General features: G+C 51.1%; 16 protein-coding genes. 11 read left to right on the forward strand and 5 right to left on the reverse strand.

The features are described 5' to 3' along the window. The first annotated feature begins 95 nt into the window (after positions 1-95). A complete protein-coding gene (locus tag DW677_RS03240) occupies positions 96-1634 on the forward strand; it encodes an amino acid carrier protein (RefSeq protein ID WP_165859970.1) in 1539 nt (512 codons plus the stop codon). Between the two features lie 172 nt (positions 1635-1806). Here the strand turns inward: DW677_RS03240 and DW677_RS03245 are convergent, their stop codons facing one another. Then, positions 1807-2400, reverse strand: coding sequence for a TetR family transcriptional regulator (locus DW677_RS03245; RefSeq protein ID WP_117484129.1), 594 nt, complete (start codon positions 2398-2400; stop codon positions 1807-1809). A gap of 153 nt (positions 2401-2553) precedes the next feature. Between DW677_RS03245 and DW677_RS03250 the strand changes: the two genes are divergently transcribed. The 4 genes from DW677_RS03250 to DW677_RS03265 all read left to right on the forward strand — a co-directional run bounded on the left by DW677_RS03250 (position 2554) and on the right by DW677_RS03265 (position 8869). Then, positions 2554-3306, forward strand: a complete 753-nt coding sequence (locus tag DW677_RS03250) for a hypothetical protein (protein ID WP_117553015.1) — start codon at positions 2554-2556, stop codon at positions 3304-3306. Positions 3307-3381: 75 nt separating this feature from the next. Further along, positions 3382-5712, forward strand: coding sequence for an efflux RND transporter permease subunit (locus tag DW677_RS03255; protein ID WP_015554682.1), 2331 nt, complete (start codon positions 3382-3384; stop codon positions 5710-5712). Further along, positions 5696-7735 (forward strand): hypothetical protein, encoded by a 2040-nt coding sequence (locus tag DW677_RS03260; protein WP_117469725.1) that lies wholly within the window; start codon positions 5696-5698, stop codon positions 7733-7735. The genes DW677_RS03255 and DW677_RS03260 overlap by 17 nt, the downstream gene beginning before the upstream one ends. Before the next feature lie 135 nt (positions 7736-7870). Beyond that, positions 7871-8869, forward strand: coding sequence for a hypothetical protein (locus DW677_RS03265; protein ID WP_117469910.1), 999 nt, complete (start codon positions 7871-7873; stop codon positions 8867-8869). Between the two features lie 102 nt (positions 8870-8971). On the opposite strand, the gene DW677_RS03270 is transcribed toward DW677_RS03265, so the two are convergent. Together DW677_RS03270 and DW677_RS03275 are read right to left on the reverse strand one after the other, a co-directional pair. After that, positions 8972-10270: an ATP-binding protein gene (locus tag DW677_RS03270; protein WP_181968288.1), complete on the reverse strand. Its 1299-nt coding sequence runs from the start codon at positions 10268-10270 to the stop codon at positions 8972-8974. Further along, a complete protein-coding gene (locus DW677_RS03275; RefSeq protein ID WP_015554680.1) occupies positions 10251-10997 on the reverse strand; it encodes a LytTR family DNA-binding domain-containing protein in 747 nt (248 codons plus the stop codon). The genes DW677_RS03270 and DW677_RS03275 overlap by 20 nt, the downstream gene beginning before the upstream one ends. Positions 10998-11214: 217 nt before the next feature. Here DW677_RS03275 and asnA point away from each other — a divergent pair, with 217 nt between their 5' ends. The 3 genes from asnA to DW677_RS03290 all read left to right on the forward strand — a co-directional run bounded on the left by asnA (position 11215) and on the right by DW677_RS03290 (position 15145). Further along, the gene (asnA, locus tag DW677_RS03280; protein ID WP_117566494.1) at positions 11215-12219 is read left to right on the forward strand and encodes an aspartate--ammonia ligase; all 1005 of its coding nucleotides are present in this window, start codon (positions 11215-11217) and stop codon (positions 12217-12219) included. A 143-nt stretch (positions 12220-12362) separates the two neighbouring features. Then, a complete protein-coding gene (locus DW677_RS03285; protein ID WP_117566488.1) occupies positions 12363-14174 on the forward strand; it encodes an aminopeptidase P family protein in 1812 nt (603 codons plus the stop codon). Next, on the forward strand, positions 14162-15145 hold the full coding sequence (locus DW677_RS03290) for a D-2-hydroxyacid dehydrogenase (protein ID WP_117566489.1): 984 nt from the start codon (positions 14162-14164) through the stop codon (positions 15143-15145). The genes DW677_RS03285 and DW677_RS03290 overlap by 13 nt, the downstream gene beginning before the upstream one ends. A 204-nt stretch (positions 15146-15349) precedes the next feature. Here the strand turns inward: DW677_RS03290 and DW677_RS03295 are convergent, their stop codons facing one another. Then, positions 15350-15997 (reverse strand): phosphatase PAP2 family protein, encoded by a 648-nt coding sequence (locus DW677_RS03295; protein ID WP_343220643.1) that lies wholly within the window; start codon positions 15995-15997, stop codon positions 15350-15352. Between the two features lie 261 nt (positions 15998-16258). Here DW677_RS03295 and cdd point away from each other — a divergent pair, with 261 nt between their 5' ends. The 3 genes from cdd to DW677_RS03310 are packed head-to-tail and all read left to right on the forward strand — an operon-like array spanning position 16259 to position 18561. Next, positions 16259-16675 carry a cytidine deaminase gene (gene cdd / locus DW677_RS03300; RefSeq protein ID WP_117513390.1) on the forward strand — a complete coding sequence of 139 codons (417 nt, stop codon included), beginning with the start codon at positions 16259-16261 and terminating at the stop codon, positions 16673-16675. Between the two features lie 31 nt (positions 16676-16706). Beyond that, positions 16707-17381, forward strand: coding sequence for a deoxyribose-phosphate aldolase (deoC, locus tag DW677_RS03305; protein WP_117566490.1), 675 nt, complete (start codon positions 16707-16709; stop codon positions 17379-17381). Further along, complete coding sequence (locus tag DW677_RS03310; RefSeq protein ID WP_117566491.1) at positions 17368-18561, forward strand: phosphopentomutase; 1194 nt, start codon at positions 17368-17370, stop codon at positions 18559-18561. The genes deoC and DW677_RS03310 overlap by 14 nt, the downstream gene beginning before the upstream one ends. Positions 18562-18696: 135 nt before the next feature. On the opposite strand, the gene DW677_RS03315 is transcribed toward DW677_RS03310, so the two are convergent. Continuing rightward, a complete protein-coding gene (locus tag DW677_RS03315) occupies positions 18697-18918 on the reverse strand; it encodes a hypothetical protein (RefSeq protein WP_015554672.1) in 222 nt (73 codons plus the stop codon). Positions 18919-19209: the final 291 nt, after the last annotated feature.

Here is a 19209-nt window from a genome sequence, read left to right on the forward strand (position 1 = left end):
AATTCAAATGAGGGATGCCGGGGATCATTGCGGAGAATCATCCCAGAAAAATTTCCGACAATACAGAAAAATTGAATCATGAGGAGGAAAAAGCTATGGAAGCGTTGTTTCAGGCCGTAAATGTCATATGCGGAAAGATCCAGATCGTCTCGAACCTGTTCTGGGATTTCCCGACGAACTTTGACTGGTACGCGAATATCCCGATCCTCGGAAACTTCAGTCTGGCGATCATCCTTTTAGTGGGAACAGGAATCTATTTTACATTCAGACTCCGGTTTATCCAGGTGCGGAAATTCCGCCACGGACTCCATGTCCTGATGAGACAGAAGAGCAGCGGCACAGGAATCTCATCCCTGGCGTCATTCCTCCTGTCGACGGCCATGCGTGTCGGCCCCGGAAATATCTTAGGCGTCACCGGCGCGATCTCCACCGGCGGTCCGGGCGCCCTGCTCTGGATGTGGATCTCCGCCTTCTTTGGTATGTCCACAGCTTTCGTTGAGGCGACACTCTCCCAGATCTTTAAGGAGAGAAAAGATGATGAGTATGTGGGCGGCCTGCCGTATTACGGAAGAAGACTCTTGAAGAATGCGGCATGGGCAGGAGCGGCGCTCAGTGTCCTCTACATTATCTATGCGTTCCTCTGCTTCCCGGCCCAGGGCTTCAACACGATCTCCGCGGTGGGAGCGATCGCGGGCGTATTTACGGGAACCGTCATCGAGACAAACTCCGCCCTGTACTGGATCTCCTTCGCGGTCCTCATCGCGGCGACGGCGGTCATCAGCTTTGGTGGAATCAAGAAGGTGACAAAGGTTACAGACCTCTTAGTTCCTGTGATGGCAGTGATCTATATCCTGACAGTCATTCTTCTCATCGTATTTAATATCCCGAGAATCCCGTGGTTCTTCGGAGCAGTATTCTCCGAGGCTTTCCGGCCGGAAGCAGTCTTCGGCGGTGCCTTCGGTATCGCGCTGAGCCAGGGAATCAAGAGAGGCCTTATGTCAAATGAGGCTGGACAGGGAACGATCACCATGCCGGCAGCGGCGGCGGACGCAAAGCATCCCTGTGACCAGGGCTGTGTCCAGGCGCTTGGCGTTTTCTTAGATACCATCGTGATCTGCACCCTGACAGGATTCGTCGTTGTCATGGGAAGAGTGTGGCTCACGGAGGACAGCGCAGCATGGTTTGAACTCGGAAAACTTGACAGGTTCTTAGCATCCTGCGGAGCGCTCACCGGGAACGGAACGATCTATCACCTCGTGACGATGCTCGTCAGCGTCTGCTTCGGTCTGTTCGCGTTTACCTGCCTTGTGGGATTCATGTCCTTCACGGAAATGTGCGCGAACCGGATCTCCACGAGACCTGCCTTTATTAACACGATCCGCGTGCTCTGCCTGGTAGTCATCTCCTTCGGCGTTATCACGAACATTGCGGGCATGGACTTAAGTGCCCTGTGGGATCTCAGCGATTTCGCGAATATCCTCATGGTATACTGCAACCTGCCATTACAGTACATAGGCTTTAAGTATGTGCTCCGGGCATGGGAACACTTCGAAAAGAACGATGGAACCGCATTCACATCAAAGATCGCCGGAATCGATGTTACGGTGTGGGATGAGCGGGCAAAGATGAAATAAGAGAAAAAAGATGCCGCCCGGTGGATTCAGAAAGAAACGCAGAGCGGCATTACTATGCGGATAATAACAGAACCAAAGTACAGGAAGCAGGGCAGTTAAAAGACCTGCGGGAAGCTTCCATATTATATTAAGTAGAAACGGATTCCGGACAGTGGAAAAAGAGGCTGCCGGATCAGCCGTCAGCCTTCTCCCAGAAATCCCTGAGCGCAAAGCGGCAGACGCTTTCCACGAAGGTCTTCGCGTCATATTCATCCGCCAGCTCTAAATAAGATCTTAGCGTCGTCAGATAAAAGCTTGACATAAACGAAACATAGAGTGGGAGCGGGATCTTTAACCGAACGCCCTGGTTCTCGCCCTGCCAGCCGCTCTCCGTGAGGATCTTCGCCAGGTCTCCCTGGATCGTGAACATCAGGGAGCCGTTTTTGTTCGTCTGGTAGATCCGGCGGTAGAGAGTGATATTCTCATCCACCTGAGCGATCAGATATTCTAAAAACTGACGCAGGGAATCGGTGCTTTTAAAGTAGATCAGATCCTCCACCGGGCGGAGTCCCTCAATGTACATGTTCACGCAGTAGTGCAGAAGATCATATTTGTCCTCAAAATACCGGTAGAACGTGGACCGGGAGATCATGGAGACCCGGCAGAGATCAGTGAGGGAGATCTTCTCAAAAGGCATTTCCGCCAGAAGGTCCAGGAGCGCCTTCATCAAAAGCAGGTAGGTCCTGCGGACAGAAACATGTTCTTCCTGGATCGGTAATTTTATCATAAACTACAAAACTCCTCTATCCATTCCAAATTGGACAAAAAGTGATAATTTGTCTCATTTGGTACACTTTTCAAAAATTGGTTCTTGAGTATTTTAGCATAAACATAGATAATATTGCAAGTGAAAAGGAAAGAAAAAAGCGGAGGCGATCATATGATCCGAAGAAGAGAAGTACGAAGAATGGCAGCGATCCTCTGCATGATCACGGGAATGACAGCAGTTCCCGCATATGCGGCAGCTCCGGAGCCATTCGGAGCGGTACCGGGATGGAATCAGATCTCGGGAAAGTGGTACTACCTTATGGAAAACGGTGCCTGGAGCACAGATTTTATAGAAGATGAGAATACATGCTACACGTTTACAAAGGACGGGACGCTGTCCTATGCGCGGAAAACCCCGAATACGCAGGGCGGCGCGTATCCTGTATACGTGCTGGATCAGAAGGAACAGGAACTCTTTGATGATATGAATGATGAGAAGAGCGACCTGTTTTTTGACACTTATCCGGAGGCGGAGGATGATTACGACAACGGGGATGTGGAGTTTTACGATGGACGCGCCACATTTGTCCTCGACATGGATCTCTGCGATATCGCAAAGGCAAGACTTTCTTCCGCTATGGAAAAGGGATATTCCAAGAGCAAAAATACGATCCCGGGAGAGGGAACCGTAAGCGATTACGTAAAGACAGCATTTCCGGAGCGAAAGAGTGCCACATTTTTTGAGATGTACCTCTGGGGCCCTGAGGAGACATACGATCCGTATGATTCTGTTATGATCCGGATGCAGGAAAAATTCGACCGGAAGGACGATAAAAAATATTCCCTGGAATACTACCGCAGAATGGGAATTGCCCATGAAAACCAGAATGGAAAGGACTATTACATGGTGGTTCTGGAACGGTAGGAATGTGGACGGTGACGGAAAATGACCTGTGTGGGTACTGAACAGTTACGGACAGGGAATATAAGGAGAGAAGACATGGGAGAGAAAATAAAAAACATGTTCCGCGGGCATAAAGAAAAGAAAAAGAACCAGAACGGCGGCTTTTCCTACATGCTCGCGTCATTTATCATCCATAAACGCGGCTGGATCGAGTCGGTCTTCGTGATCGGCTGCCTGCTCTCGCTTTTGACGATGAACTTTGTAAATGTAAACTATGACCTGACGAAATATCTTCCGGAAACGGCGGAATCCGCTATCGGACTTGACGTTATGCGTGATAAGTTCGGTTATCCCGGAACGGCGCGGGTCATGGTGAAGGACGTCTCGCTGTACGAGGCGAAGCAATATAAAGATGAGATCGCCGATATCGATGGCGTGGACCAGGTCTTATGGTGCGACAGCACGGTAAATATCTATGCCGGTGAAGACTTCATTGATGAGAGTGAGATCAAGGATTATTACAAAGACCGGAATGCGGTCTACGATATCACATTTGTGGAGGAGAGTGATTCCACCCGAACCTCCACTGCCATCGACGAGATCAAGGATCTCTTAGGGGACAAAGGATGCTACGTCGGCATGGCGGTCCAGAACAAATCCATGACAGAGTCCATGGCAAGCGAGATGAGCAAGATCCTCGTTGTGGCGGTGATCATGATCTTCGCTGTGCTTTCCGTGACGACAACGGCATGGACGGAACCGATATTATTCCTGTTGGTTATGGGCGTCGCTGTCCTGCTTAATAAGGGAACGAACATCTTTATCGGAACCGTCTCATTCCTGACGGAAAACGTGTCGATCATCCTGCAGCTGGCAACATCCATGGACTACTCGATCTTCCTGCTTGACGCGTTCATGAACTACAGAAAGCAGGGAATGAACGAGGAGGACGCGATCATCAACGCCGTTCAGGAGGCGATCAATTCCATCTTCGCCAGCAGCCTGACGACAGTCGTCGGCTTCTTGGCCCTTGTGACGATGAAGTTCTCCATCGGATTTGACTTGGGTCTTGTCCTGGCGAAAGGTATCGTATTCAGCTTGCTGACAGTCGTCTTCTTCATGCCGGCGATGATCCTGAAGTTCGCGAAGCTCAATGAGAAGACAAAGCACCGTTCCTTTATGCCGGATTTCCACGGACTTGGAAAAGCGATCTACCGGATCCGTCCCATCGTGTTCGCGGTGATCGTCCTCGTGACACCGCTTGCATACACGGCCCAGGGCCTGAACGATTTCCTTTACGGAAACGACTCCATGGGTGCCTCGGAGGGAACACAGGTTTATGAAGATGACCAGCAGATCACGAAGATCTTCGGCCGAAGCAACATGCTGCTCGCCCTCTATCCGAACACATCGGAGGTCAATGAGCGGGCCATGGCGAAGGAGATCAAGGATCTATCCTATGTAAAGAACGTTACAGCTTTAGCGGATACGTTGCCGGAGGGGATCCCGGAAGAGTTTCTCCCGAAGTCCACGGTGGAGCTCTTACATAAAGACGGCTATTGCCGGATGCTGATCTACACGAGAACGAAGACCGAGAGTGCCGAGGCATTCAAGGACTCCGACGCGATCCAGGAGATCGTAAAGAAGTATTACCCGGAAGGAAGCTATCTCGTCGGTGAGACTCCGTCCACCCAGGATATCAAGTCCTTCATCGTAAAGGACTATGAGAATGTAAATGTTCTGTCCCTGGCGGGCGTATTCCTCGTCGTCATGATGAGCTTCAAGTCGGCTGTCATGCCGATCCTCGTCATCATTCCCATCGAGGTGGCGATCTTCATCAACATGGCGATGCCGTATTTCCAGGGTGTCGAGATGGTGTACATGGGTTATATCATCGTCAGCAGTATCCAGCTGGGTGCCACGGTCGATTACTCGATCCTGCTTGCAAACAACTACCTGGCGAAGAGAAAGACGCTGCCGAAGAAAAAGGCATGTGTGGAGGCCATCGCAGCGTCCTGTTCCTCGATTTTTACTTCCGGATCCATCATCACGCTGGCCGGATATATCGTGTATATGATCTCGTCCACAACGGCCATCGCGGACCTGGGACACCTGATCGGACGAGGCGGACTGTTCAGCCTTGTGCTGGTACTGACGGTGCTTCCGCTGCTGTTAACATTATTTGACAATTTTATCGTCGGCGAGAAACCGGCGGCAGCTCTTGCGAGACGCCTGCACCGCCGTGTGAAGAACCAGAGAGAGAAGAGACGTTCCGGAAAGAACGGGGACGAGACAGAAGAGAGTACAGATGAAGGCGGAGATCCCTACGAGGACGATGAGAACGAGGCGGCGGCCAGCAGGGAATCGGAGCCGGAATTGACAGATAGAGAAGAAATGGAGGAGAACGGTGATGAGACAGAAAAATAGAAGGATCATGGCAGCGGGCATGGCGGCTGTCACACTCTGCACCAGCCTTGTTTCTGCGCCGGTCTATGCGGCAGAGGCGTCTGTGAGCGTCGATGAAGCGATGTACGTGAACCTGGATTACTATGGTTCCGTTGATAAGGTGAATGTCGTGAAGGGTGTGAGCTTAAATGGTCTCACAAGCTTTACGGATTATGGAAATTATCTTGATGTGACAAATATGACCAACAACACAGCTCCGGAGATCAGTGACGGAAAGGTCACATGGAATCTCCCGGCGGACACCAAGGGATATTTCTACTATAAGGGAGCGATCGATAAGGACGCGGTGACACTTCCGTGGACCATGGATGTGTCCTACAAATTAAACGGCGTCCCGACGGACGCTGAGAAGCTTGCGGGTGCTTCCGGTCTGGTGGAGGTACATGTGACAGCGACACCGAATGAGGCGGCGAGAGATTACTATAAGAACAATATGATGTTAGTGGTAGCGATGCTTGTTGATATGAGCAAGTGCTACAGTGTGGAAGCGGAAGATTCCCAGACCCAGAGCCTCGGTTCCCAGACCGCGATCATGTACACGGCGCTTCCGGGCGAGGAGGGCGATTACACGATCCGCATTGGCAGCGACAAGTTTGAGACCTCCGGTGTCATCATGGCGATGGTTCCGGGAACGGTGAAAGACTTAGAGCACATCGTTGACCTGAAGGACGCCAAGGACACCTGGAAGGATGCCGGTGACCAGTTATACGACAGCATGGACCAGATGGCGGCTTCCGTCGAGGCCATGAGAAGCGGCGTCAACGAGCTGCGCCAGGGCTTAAATGAGGCGGAGAGCGCGAGAGGCGTCATCAGCGGTTCCAAGGACGAGATCCTGGACAGCAATGACCAGACACTGGCTTCCCTGACGGCGCTCTCCGAGCAGCTTGGAACCATCGTTCCGTATATCCAGACTGCAAAGGATGCCTCCGAGGTTGCCCACAACAGCATGACAGACGTTGTCAACACACTCGGAAACATGCAGGAGCCGATCCGCAGACTGGACACGAGCTTACGGGGCTTAAGGGATAGCTCTGAGGGCGCGTCCGGCAGTATTGGAAACGTAGTCGCTTCCGTTCAGCTGATCAAAAAGCTTGACACACAGCTTCAGCAGAGCGTTCTGGAGTTTATCAAAAACCTGGCTTCTGCCCAGGAGTCCATGCAGGACGCGATCGCAGATTACTGCAACGGTGAGGCAGGGGATGAAGATACCCAGGCACTGGCAGCGGCAGCAGCGGGAGCAGACACCTCCGCCGGACATGCGGGAATGCTGAATGCCCAGGAACTTATCGGAATCTTAAAGCAGAAGGAGAAAGCGCTCCGCCAGGTGGCTTCCTCCAGCAATGCCCTTGTGGCAGATACAGCAGATATGCTCGACGATGTATCCAATACATCAAAATACCTGGCACAGACCACAGACCAGATGGACTATCTGATCGAGGATGTGAAGGCGTTAAAGGACTCCCTGGATGTGTATTACCCGGATCTCCAGTCAGCCCTGGATGATTCCGGGGAGCTCGTAAACCGAACCACGGATGCCCTTAATAAGAGCACGGATTCCCTGACTCTGGTACAGAATACCGTCCGTGCCAGCGCGGACAGCCTTGACGCGGCGGCGAAGGACTCCATCAAGGGAAGTTTGAATGTCCTCGACAAGAGTTTAAGCGTCCTCGACAGCACCAGCTCCATGAGAAAGGCCGGCCGGACTATGAAGGACACCATGGACAATGAGTGGAACGACATGGAGGACGACAACAATTTCTTAAATATGGATCCAAACGCGGAGAAGGTTTCCTTCACTTCCGATGAGAACGCGGAGCCGAACACCCTGCAGATCATCATGAGAACCGAGGAGATCAGCGTGGACGATGACGCGGAGCTTCTCGATGCGGAGACAGCGAAGGCGGATGTGAACCCGCTTGAGAGAATGTGGAACATGCTGGTCCAGATGGTCAGGGCGATCATTGAGATCTTTAAGAACAGATAATGAAAGAATATCTGACGGATTTGTGCAGGAGGATGTACGGCAGAATTGTTCTGCATGGACGTTTTTCTGCACAAACTGGTATATGAGGGGATAAAGAGAAGCGAGTGGAAGAACTTCTTACGGGAAGGAGAAGACATGAAAAAATTTGGAAAGAAGATTGCGGGATTTCTGCTGGCGGCGGTTCTGGCAGTGACTGCGGCGTTTCCGGCTTTTGCAGCCAGCAAGACAGCGGTCGGAAAGATATACCTGACCATCGACAGCACTGTGGGACTTAAAAATGACTCTGAGGACGTCACAGTGACGCCCTACGGGGATAATACAGATCTTTACTATGTAGATAACATTTATATCGAAAATAACGACGGAAACGGCTATACGGAGTCCAATCCACCGAAGATCACGGTGACGCTGGAGGTAGCAGACGAGGATCATTATTATTTCTCCGGGACAGCCTCAAAGGACTTCCGCCTGACACTGTCCGATTCCGCAAAAAACGGATACGGAAAAGCGGAGTACGTGAAGGCGGTAAAGAAAAATGACAGAAGTACCGTCGAGCTGACGTTCCGCCTGACATTCGATAAGAAAACCACCGCATCCACCACAAGTACCGTCAAGGCGCCCACAGGTGTGGCCTGGTCTCCGAACGCCTACGGAACGGGAATATGGTCAGCGGTCAGCGGGGCGAAATATTACCAGCTCCGCCTCTTAAAGGACGGCAGTCTCACGGGGGACGAGTTTACGATCTACGGAACGAAGTACGATTTTTCGAGACTGATGGGAACCTCTGGATCCTACAGCTTTGAGGTCCGCTCCGTGAAGTCCACAAACAACACGAAGAGCGCCTGGGTCCGCTCAGGGGAGATCGGATCCTACGCCGCAGGCTCCTGGAAGCAGAGCGCTGACGGCAGATGGTGGTGGGACTACGGTGATGGCACATGGGCGGCGGCAGAGTGGCTCTACATCAGCGGAAAGTGGTACTATTTCCGGGAGGACGGATATATGGCCACAGGATGGATCACCCTGTACAACAAGTCCTACTATCTGGATCCGGTGAGCGGAGCCATGTATAAGAGCGGGAGGACGCCGGACGGGCTCTATGTGAATGAGAGCGGCGTGTATGTGCCGGGGATGTAAGACCAAAATCGGGATGATTCGTTCAGGGCATATAAAAGCTGAAGGTACTGATATGAAATTGTCATCAGGAGATAACAGAGGTCGAAAATCCGGTCTCAGCGGTCAAACCTGCGGATTTAACATCACAGACGCGTAGAATATTCCGTCTTTCCACCTAAATCTCGCGTCCCCGCTGTACCGCTCTGCGATCATGCGGATAGACTCCGTTCCAATGCCGTAGCCGGAGTGCTTTGTGGAAAGCAGCTTATCTCCGGACCAGTTCGGACTTCCGGAGCTGGTGTTGTCGGCGGTGATGGAGAGCATGGAGGAGCCGGTCTGGACTACATGGAGTCGGATGAAAGACTGGATCTCCGCATCGGTATCCGCGCAGGCGTCCACTGCGTTTTCCAGTAAATTTCCGACTAGAACACAGAATTCCGTTTCCGGGATCACCGGCGGGTCAGCCATCTGGATGGTGACCTGCATGGAGATCCCGTTTTTTTCTGCCTTTTCCGCGTAGAAGGAGAGGATCGCGTTGACTGCGTAGTTTTTGCAGTAGGTGCGGACCTCCTGGATCGGGAACATGTTTTCGTAATTGTTCAGATAACTTTTCAGGGAGGCGAGATCCCCGCGGTCGGCGCAGTCCCTGATGACGGCCAGATGCTGGCGGAAATCGTGCCTTGCCCGGCGGTTGTCCTGGATCCTGGCGGTGAGAAGGCTGTATTGGTCTGACTGGATCTCCAGGAGCTTTTCCATGGTCTCCGATTTTGCCGCGGCTTCTGCCTGGTCCTTAAAGAAGCGCAGGAGCATGATCAGCGTGTGGCTGATGAGGAACATGCAGACGAGCAGCAGGACTCTGGCGAAAAGGTCTGCCTGATCAAAATTCCCATCCCGGATATTGCCGGTGAGAAGGAAGATGATCATCGTGGCGGAAAATGGAAGAAGCCATGCGGTTTTCCAGATTGCAGGCGCCTGGATCGCGGAGAGACTGTCGATGATCTCTGTGAGCCGCTTTATCATAAACCGGGTGGTGAGGAGCACCAGGAGTAACGTAGTGACGCCGGACTGCCAGGTGTAGAATCCGCAGTGCAGAAACTGTCTGCAGATAAAAAAGGAGGAGGCGCGGATCACCATGAGGTAGTCAAGGACAAAGGTGTACTGGAATGTGATGATTCCGATGTTTGCCTGAACCAGATGGTAGAGAAAAAATCCCAGAATGGGAATCGCAAGATACTGTACAGATACGGCTGGAAACCCCGCATGGACCAGTATCGCGAAGACTGCCAGATATATGATCTCCGCAAGGGCAGAGAGCAGGATTGTTATTTTTCCCGGATAACGCAGATTCGTGTGAAACGGAAGATACGCGAACATGTGGAACGGATAAGTGCTGAAAAATTCATTAATAAGCAGTTCCGCCATACTGACCTCCCCGGACTTTCGAATAGGAATACTCAAGAAATTGCTCCCGCACATTCCGGTATTTCAGACGGCTGATAGGGATCTGGATCCCGCTTTTTAAGAGAAAACGGTCTTCTAAAAGCTTATCCACGTCCTCAAAGTTTACGAGGATCCCCTTGATGCAGTCGCAGAACCACGGATACTGGAGCAGAAGGGCGGAGAAATCCTTCTGGCTCATGGAGACTTCCATATCCTGCCCGTTCTTAAGGTGTATGAGAACCTGCCGTCTGACATACTCGGTGTAGGAGATATCGTGGACCGGGAGAACTGTCTTTCCAAAATGTGTTGCAACCTCCACCGCCCTGGTGCGTTCAGCATCCTGGAGCCCGCACCGGTCGAGGGCAGCGAACACACCGTTCTTTTCAATAGGTTTCAGGAGATAGAAGGATGCGCTCACGTCGTAGCTCTCCACGGCAAATTCAGGGGAGGTGGTGATAAAGATGATCCTGCAGCCATGATCCGCCCGCCGGATCCGCTTCGCCGTCTCCATCCCGGTGATGCCATCCATGTAGATATCAAGGAAGATGAGATCATACTTTCCGGCCGTAAACGCGCCCAAAAACTCTTCCCCGCTGGAAAAACGGTCCATTGCCCCCCACTGAAGCCTATGCTGTTCCGCATATGTATCAATAAATCCGACAAGCCGGTCAGAATCCGTCTTTCGGTCATCGACGATCGCAATGTTCATGTTCGGTCGCTCCTTTGATGTTAAACTGTTAAAGCTATTTTAACATGTTTTTGGGGAAATGTGTGGAAGAATGAAACTTTTCTTCCATTTTCCGCCAAATAATGATATGATGGATACCGGCAGCATAAAGCGCAAAGGAAAAATGCCGCTGTTTTGGCATTTTATGGCGGCGGAAAAGACAGAAAATTGGATGCTGCATAGAAAGGTGAGCACGACAATGAATTTTATTGTACCAGCCGGTTATACTCCGGATATTGACTTAAAAGAGACCCAGATCGCTATCAAGGTCGTGAAGGATTTCTTCCAGAAGGAACTTACAAAACAGTTAAATCTGACCCGAGTTTCCGCTCCGTTATTTGTAACGCCGGAATCCGGATTAAATGATAACTTGAACGGTGTGGAGCGCCCGGTTGCCTTCGATATTAAGGAAGGCGGAAGAAAGGCAGAGATTGTCCACTCCCTGGCAAAATGGAAACGTTACGCGTTGAAACAGTACGGCTTCCAGCCGGGTGAAGGTTTATACACCGATATGAACGCCATCCGCCGCGATGAGGACACCGATAACATCCACTCCATCTATGTGGACCAGTGGGACTGGGAAAAGGTGATCACGAAGGAGGAGAGAACACGCGAGACACTGGAAGAGACTGTCCGTGCCGTATATAAGGCATTAAAGATCACAGAGGACTATATGGCATACGAGTACGACTATATCGGCCGTGTTCTCCCGGAGCACATCGAGTTTATCACATCCCAGGAGCTTGAGGACCGCTACCCGGATCTCACCCCGAAGCAGAGAGAGTATGAGATCGTGAAGCTTCACGGCGCTGTGTTTATCGAGCAGATCGGCGGAAAGTTAAAATCCGGAGAGCCCCACGATGGACGTGCTCCGGACTATGATGACTGGAAATTAAACGGCGATATTATCGTCTACTATCCGGTTCTCGACATTGCCCTTGAGTTAAGCTCCATGGGTATCCGTGTGGACGAGATCTCCCTGCACGAGCAGTTAAAGGCGGCAGGCTGTGAGGAGCGCGAGAAGCTTGCATTCCAGAAGGCATTGTTAAACGGAGAGCTTCCATACACCATCGGCGGAGGTATCGGACAGTCCCGTATCTGTATGTTCTTCTTAAGGAAAGCCCATATCGGTGAGATCCAGTCTTCCTTGTGGCCGGATGAGGTCCGCGAGGAGGCGAATAAGGCGGGAATTCCGCTGCTGTAAGCAGCAGGCGGATGCGGATCTGCACAGACTTATTATGAGAACGACCCGGCGGCGCAAGCCTGACCGGTATTAAATATTCAGGAAAACAGTTACGGTCCACAAAGATGTGTGCGGTAACTTTTCCTGCTTATGGAGGTAAAAAAATGGCAAATGAACGTTTGAGGGAACTCAGGACCCTGATGAAAGTGAGAAATGTGGACGCGTACTATGTTCCGTCTTCCGATTTCCACGATTCTGAGTATGTGGAGGATTATTTCAAATGCCGCGCATTCCTGTCCGGATTCACAGGTTCCGCGGGGACCATGGTGATCACCCAGGCTTTTTCCGGCATGTGGACAGACGGAAGATATTTTGTCCAGGCGAAGAAAGAGCTGGAAGGCCAGGACACACGTCTGATGGCGATGGGCGAGGAGGGCGTCCCGACCATTGAGGAATACCTGATGGACCATATGCCGGAAGGCGGCGTTTTAGGCTTTGACGGCCGCGTGGTAAATGCTGCCCAGGGAAGAAAATTTGAGACCATGATGGCAGAGAAACATGCCACACTTTCCGTCGGCGATGACCTTGCGGGTGAGGTCTGGGAAGAACGCCCGATCCTTCCGGCACCGGAGGTGTGGGTCCTCGACGTGAAGTACGCAGGCGAGACCGTTGCGGAGAAGCTTGCCCGCCTCAGAACCGCGATGAAGAAGGAACACGCGACCGTGCACATCCTGTCAAGCCTTGACGATGTGGCATGGCTCTTTAATATCCGCAAAAATTCCGACGACGGAAATGTACTGGCACCGGCATTCACCCTGATCACAGAGAATGAGGCGAGACTTTTTATTAACAGTCGCAAATTCTCCCCGGAGCTCCGCGCTTATTTTGAGGAGAATCATGTCGCCATCGAAAAATACGACGCGATCTACGACGCGGTGGCAGGGATCAGAAACGAGACGGTCCTCTTGGAGCCGGGTAAGGTAAACTTTGCCCTCTATAAGAAAATCGATGCCTCCAACCGCATTGTGGAGGCTATGAACCCGACTTCCCGGATGAAGGCAGTGAAGAACCCGGTGGAGATGGAAAACCTTCGCAAAGCTCATTTAAAGGACGGCGTGGCGTTGACGAAATTCCTGTACTGGATGAAGAAGAACGCGGGAAAAGTGGAACTCACAGAGACAGAGGCCGCAGAGCGCCTGGAGGATTACCGCAAGGCCCAGGAAGGTTACCTCGGACCGAGCTTCACGACGATCTCCGCATTCGGCTCCAACGCGGCGATGTGCCACTACCATGCGACAAAGGAGCAGGAGAGCCCGGTGGGAACAGATGGCTTCTATCTGGTAGACTCTGGCGGACAGTACTATGAGGGAACCACGGACGTCACAAGAACCATCGCGGTCGGTCATGTGACAGACGAGATGAAGGAACACTTTACACTTGTCATGATGGGAATGCTCCGCCTGATGAACGCGAAATTTTTATACGGCTGCCGGGGTCTCAATGTGGATTACCTTGCGAGAGGACCGCTCTGGGAGCGGGGTTTCGACTTCAACCACGGTACCGGACATGGCGTTGGCTTCTTATCCGCTGTCCATGAGCGACCGAACGGCATCCGCTGGCGCATCGTTCCGGAGCGTCAGGATTCCTGCGTTCTGGAGGAGGGCATGCTCACATCCGACGAGCCGGGTCTTTACATCGAGGGCAGCCACGGAATCCGTACTGAGAACCTGTCCCTCTGCAGAAAGGCAGAGAAGAATGAGTACGGTCAGTTCATGTGCTTCGAGAATATGACATTTGCGCCCATCGATCTCGATGCGGTGGATATTTCCGTTATGGAGCCGTCTGATGTGAGAATGCTGAACGCGTACCATAAAGAAGTCTGCGAGAAGCTTTCCCCGTATATGACTGAGGAAGAGAACGAGTGGTTAAAAGAAGCGACAAGACCGATTGGAGAGGATTACACATGGCGGATTTAGAGAAAAACATTCTGGTGGTGATCCCGGTAAACGAGGATCACAAGAAGTTCCTTGAAGAAAAAGCCGCCTCAGGTGACAAGAACTGCTGCATCCGATATGTGAGCGGCGAGGAAGTCACAAAGGAGGACGCGGAACGGGCAAATGTTATCATCGGAAACGTAGATCCATCCCTGCTCTCCGGCACGAAGAACCTGGAGCTGCTCCAGTTAAATTCTGCTGGGGCAGATCTCTATATCAAGGCCGGTGTGATGCCGGAGGGAGCAGTGCTCGCAAACGCCACAGGTGCTTACGGACTCGCGGTCTCCGAGCATATGCTGGGTCTTACGTTCGACCTGATCAGACGTTTAAACCAGTATCATGCCAATCAGGCAGAGCATGTATGGAAAGCCATGGGAAATATCATTTCCGTGGAAGGTTCCACGATCCTTGTCCTGGGTCTGGGCGATATCGGCGGGGATTACGCGAGAAAGGTCCACGCGCTGGGCGCCCATGTGATCGGTGTCCGCCGTACGAACCGGAATAAGCCGGATTACCTGGATGAGCAGCACACGATGGATGATCTGGATACGCTCTTAGGCAGGGCAGATATTGTTGCCATGGTCCTTCCGGGCGGAAGCGCTACGAACCACATCATGGATGAGAGAAGACTCCGCCTGATGAAAAAGGGCGCATACCTCATCAATGTGGGCCGCGGAAACGCCATCGATCCGGATGGACTTTATAAAGTTTTAAAAGATGGACATCTCGGCGGCTGTGGTCTCGATGTTACGGAGCCGGAACCGCTTCCGGCGGACAGCCCGTTGTGGGAGCTTGAGAACCTTGTGATCACGCCTCATGTGGCAGGTAATTTTTTCCTCCCGGAGACATTTGAGCGGATCATCCGGATCGCGGGAGAAAATCTCGCGGCCTGGGCGAACGGAACGCCGTACCGGAATGTGGTGGATTTTACGACGGGATATAGAAAGCAATAGTCAGATAAAAAGTAAAGACAGCTGTTCTTTTGTGTGCTTATATGGCGGGTAAAGAGGACGGCTGTTTTTGCTGTCATGCATTCGAAAGAGGCAGGAGGTAGAGGTCTCCTGTGAATATGAAAGTTAGAAAAACAGCAAAAACAGCAACAAAAAATGCAGGACAGCCGTAAAAACTATCCTGCACAGGTTTGAAGTTATTATATTTTAGAAGCTCGTCTCGTATTTTTTCTTCTTTTCCGCCTCCGGTGCATAAGCAATCGGGTAGATGACGGATGCCATGAGGAGCGCGCCGACCACATCGATCACGGAGTGCTGCTTTAAGAACATTGTTGCCAGGCAGATCAGAACCATCAGAACGCCGGATGCCCCGATGATCATCGGATGTTTCTTTAATTCTTCGCTGTGGCAGACCGCGATGTGGACACCGACGGAGTTGTATACATGGATGCTCGGGAAGACGTTGATGCACGGATCAATGCTCCAGAGTCTCGATACCAGGTAGCAGAAAATATTTTTATCCGGATCGATCGCTGGACGGAAGTCCGTTCCGTTCGGGAACAGGGTGCAGACGAGAAGACTGATCGTCATTCCTGTGAAAAGGAAGGTGCAGAGCCTGTAATAGTCATCACGATTCCGAAAGAAGAAAAATGCGATGGTGGCTGCTACATATAAAAACCACATCAGATAAGGTACGATAAAGATCTCTTCGAAAGGAATCATATCATCGAGTGCCGTGTGCATGACGTGGTAAGGTTTGTTGATGTTTTCCTGAAGTCTTGCAAACCAGGGGATATAGATGAATGCATAGGACAGCATCCATACATGCCCATATTTTCTTATCAGCTTTTTCAAAAGGATGACCTCCTTTACTTTCGGAACAGGCATCATATTTATAGGCCTGCTCTGTAATACTTTTGTCATATTTCTCTTGCGTTGCCAAATTATAACACTTTAAAAGTGGGGTTTCAACCCCCATTGGTAAATTTTTATCGAAAAGTAAGGAACACTTTAGAAATGTAAGAGGGCGGTAAGACTTTTGACATTGTTTCGGCTTTATGGTATGTTAAAGGAAGAAAATATATTCGGATTTTCAAACCTGGAGGGAGGAAATTCATGGAAAATAAAGAACTGGTAAGGGAAGCTCTGGAAGCAAGAAAACAGTCCTACTGCCCATATTCCAGCTTTGCGGTGGGAGCAGCGCTTCTATGCGGGGACGGAACGATTTTTCGCGGCTGCAATATCGAAAACGCGGCGTATCCGGCGACAAACTGTGCGGAGCGGACGGCGATGTTTAAGGCTGTCAGCGAGGGAAATATGGACTTTCGGGCGATCGCCATCGTGGGCGGTCCGAAGGGAAAAGAACCGAAAGATTTCTGCGCACCCTGCGGCGTCTGCCGCCAGGTGATGGCAGAGTTTTGTGACCCGGAGACCTTTCGGATCGTCCTTATGAATGGAGACGGGGAGATCCGGGATTACCTCCTGAAAGAGCTGCTACCGTTAGGCTTTACGGGGAAAGCACTGGAAAAATAGAAGGCACACTGGAAAGGATGTAAGAGAAAATATGACATACAGAGATATATTGAAGAAAGTTGATCATACACTGTTAAAACAGCCGTCCACCTGGGAACAGATCAGGGAGATCTGCGATGACGCGGTAAAATATGGAACCGCATCCGTCTGCATCCCGCCGTCCTACGTAAAGCAGGCGGCAGAATATCTGGATGGGAAGATGCCCGTCTGTACCGTCATCGGATTCCCGAACGGGTACAACACGACGTCTGTGAAAGTCTTTGAGACGAAAGAGGCGTTAAAAGACGGAGCGGAAGAGATTGACATGGTGATCAACATCGGCTGGGTCAGGATGGGACAGTACGATAAGGTCCTGGCGGAGATCAATGCCTTAAAAGAGGCCTGCGGAGATCACATTTTAAAGGTCATCATCGAGACCTGCCTTCTCACGGATGAGGAGAAGATAAAGATGTGTGAGACTGTAGCTGCTTCTGGAGCGGACTTTATCAAGACGTCCACTGGATTTTCTGCCGCAGGGGCTACAAAGCCGGATGTGGCGCTTATGAAGGCCCATATGACTGCCGGAAAGAAGATCAAGGCAGCAGGAGGAATCACCGATTTCAACGACGCGAGGGAGTTTGTCCTCCTCGGCGCTGACCGTCTCGGAACGAGCCGCCTTGTGGAACAGGCGAAAAAGAAAGGGGGAGATTTAGATGCCGAAATATAATCGGATTTTTACGATCGTCATAGATTCCTTGGGAACCGGCGCTATGCCGGATTCCGAAAAGTTTGGTGACGTGGGCGTGGATACCTTGGGACATATCGCGGAACACATGAAGGGGTTCCATATCCCGAATCTCCAGAAGCTTGGAATCGCGAACTTAAGACCATTAAAGGGAGTTGCCCCGGTGGAAGAGCCGACGGGCCGCTTCACAAAGTTCTCCGAGGCCAGCAACGGCAAGGACACTATGACCGGACACTGGGAGATGATGGGAATCTACACGACGAAACCGTTTAAGACCTTCACGGATCACGGTTTCCCGAAGGAGCTGATCGAGGAGCTGGAAAAACGCACCGGTCACAAAGTAATAGGAAATAAGAGCGCCAGCGGAACCGCGATCCTGGACGAACTCGGCGAGGAGGAGATCGCCACAGGCCACATGATCGTCTACACCTCCGCGGATTCAGTTCTACAGATCTGCGGAAATGAGGAAACATTTGGTCTCGACGAGCTGTACCGATGCTGCGGGATCGCAAGAGAGATTACGATGAAGGAAGAGTGGCGCGTGGGCCGCGTCATCGCGAGACCGTATGTTGGAAAGAAAAAGGGAGAGTTTGTCCGCACCAGCAATCGCCATGACTACGCGTTAAAGCCGACCGGGACAACGGCGCTCGATATCTTAAAGGACAACGGATACGATGTGATCTCCGTCGGAAAGATCCGCGATATCTTTGACGGCCAGGGCATCACGGAGGCATTCCGCTCCAAGAGCTCCGTCCACGGAATGGAACAGACTATTGAAATCTGCAAAGATAAGGATTTCAAGGGACTCTGCTTTGTGAATCTCGTGGATTTCGATGCCCTCTGGGGCCACAGGAGAAATCCGGTGGGTTATGGGGAAGAACTGGAGCGCTTTGATGTGAAGCTTGGCGAACTCCTTGAAAACCTCCGGGAAGATGATCTTTTGATGATCACGGCGGATCACGGGAATGATCCGACTTACACGGGAACAGACCATACGAGAGAAAAAGTTCCATTTATTGCCTACTCCCCATCTATGAAAGAGAAGGGAATGTTTGAGGAACAGAAGACCTTTGGTGTCATCGGCGCGACGGTGCTCGATAACTTCGGGCTTAAAAAAGCGGAGAATATGATCGGGGAGTCGATCTTAAAAGAATTAGAATGATCGGGATCTGCCTGAGATCTGCGTGGATCCGATAGTTTCGTGGAACAGGTAAAATAGAATAAAAAAGGAAGATCCGCATCCCCGGTATCCGGGAAATGTGGATCTTCCTTTTATGTTCAGACAGAAGTGCGAGACTTATTCTGCGCCGAGTTTCGTTTTTACATCCTCGATGGACATGTTCTTCTCTTTTACGATCGCGTATAATTCAGCCATTTCTTTGGCCTCGATCTGTTTTTCAATGTCCTTTTTCTGAGTTCTTAATGCTTTTAATTTCTGCTCTGTCTCTTCGATAGAAGCAAGGACCTCATTTAAAAGATCCTGCGGAGCAACGTCAGTCTTCTTTCTTCCTCTTGGCATAATTACAATCCCTCCTGTGCAGGTTCATATTATTGGAATCCGCGAATCGGATTCTTATACACTATACTATAAACAAGATGTATTGGGAATGCAAGAGAAAAATAGGAGATGTCAGTCTTTTTTTTAAATCGTGTAGATAGAACAGGAAAAATCCATTACAAAAAAATTTCAAAAAACTGTTGACAATTTCGAAAAAATAGGTTAAACTGTCAAAGCAATCGTGCTTGACGGAAACGTCAGACGGAAGCAATGGGGTCTTAGCTCAGCTGGGAGAGCATCTGCCTTACAAGC

Origin of the sequence: Clostridium sp. AM25-23AC, assembly GCF_003435125.1 — a bacterium.
GTDB lineage: Bacteria > Bacillota > Clostridia > Lachnospirales > Lachnospiraceae > Pilosibacter > Pilosibacter fragilis.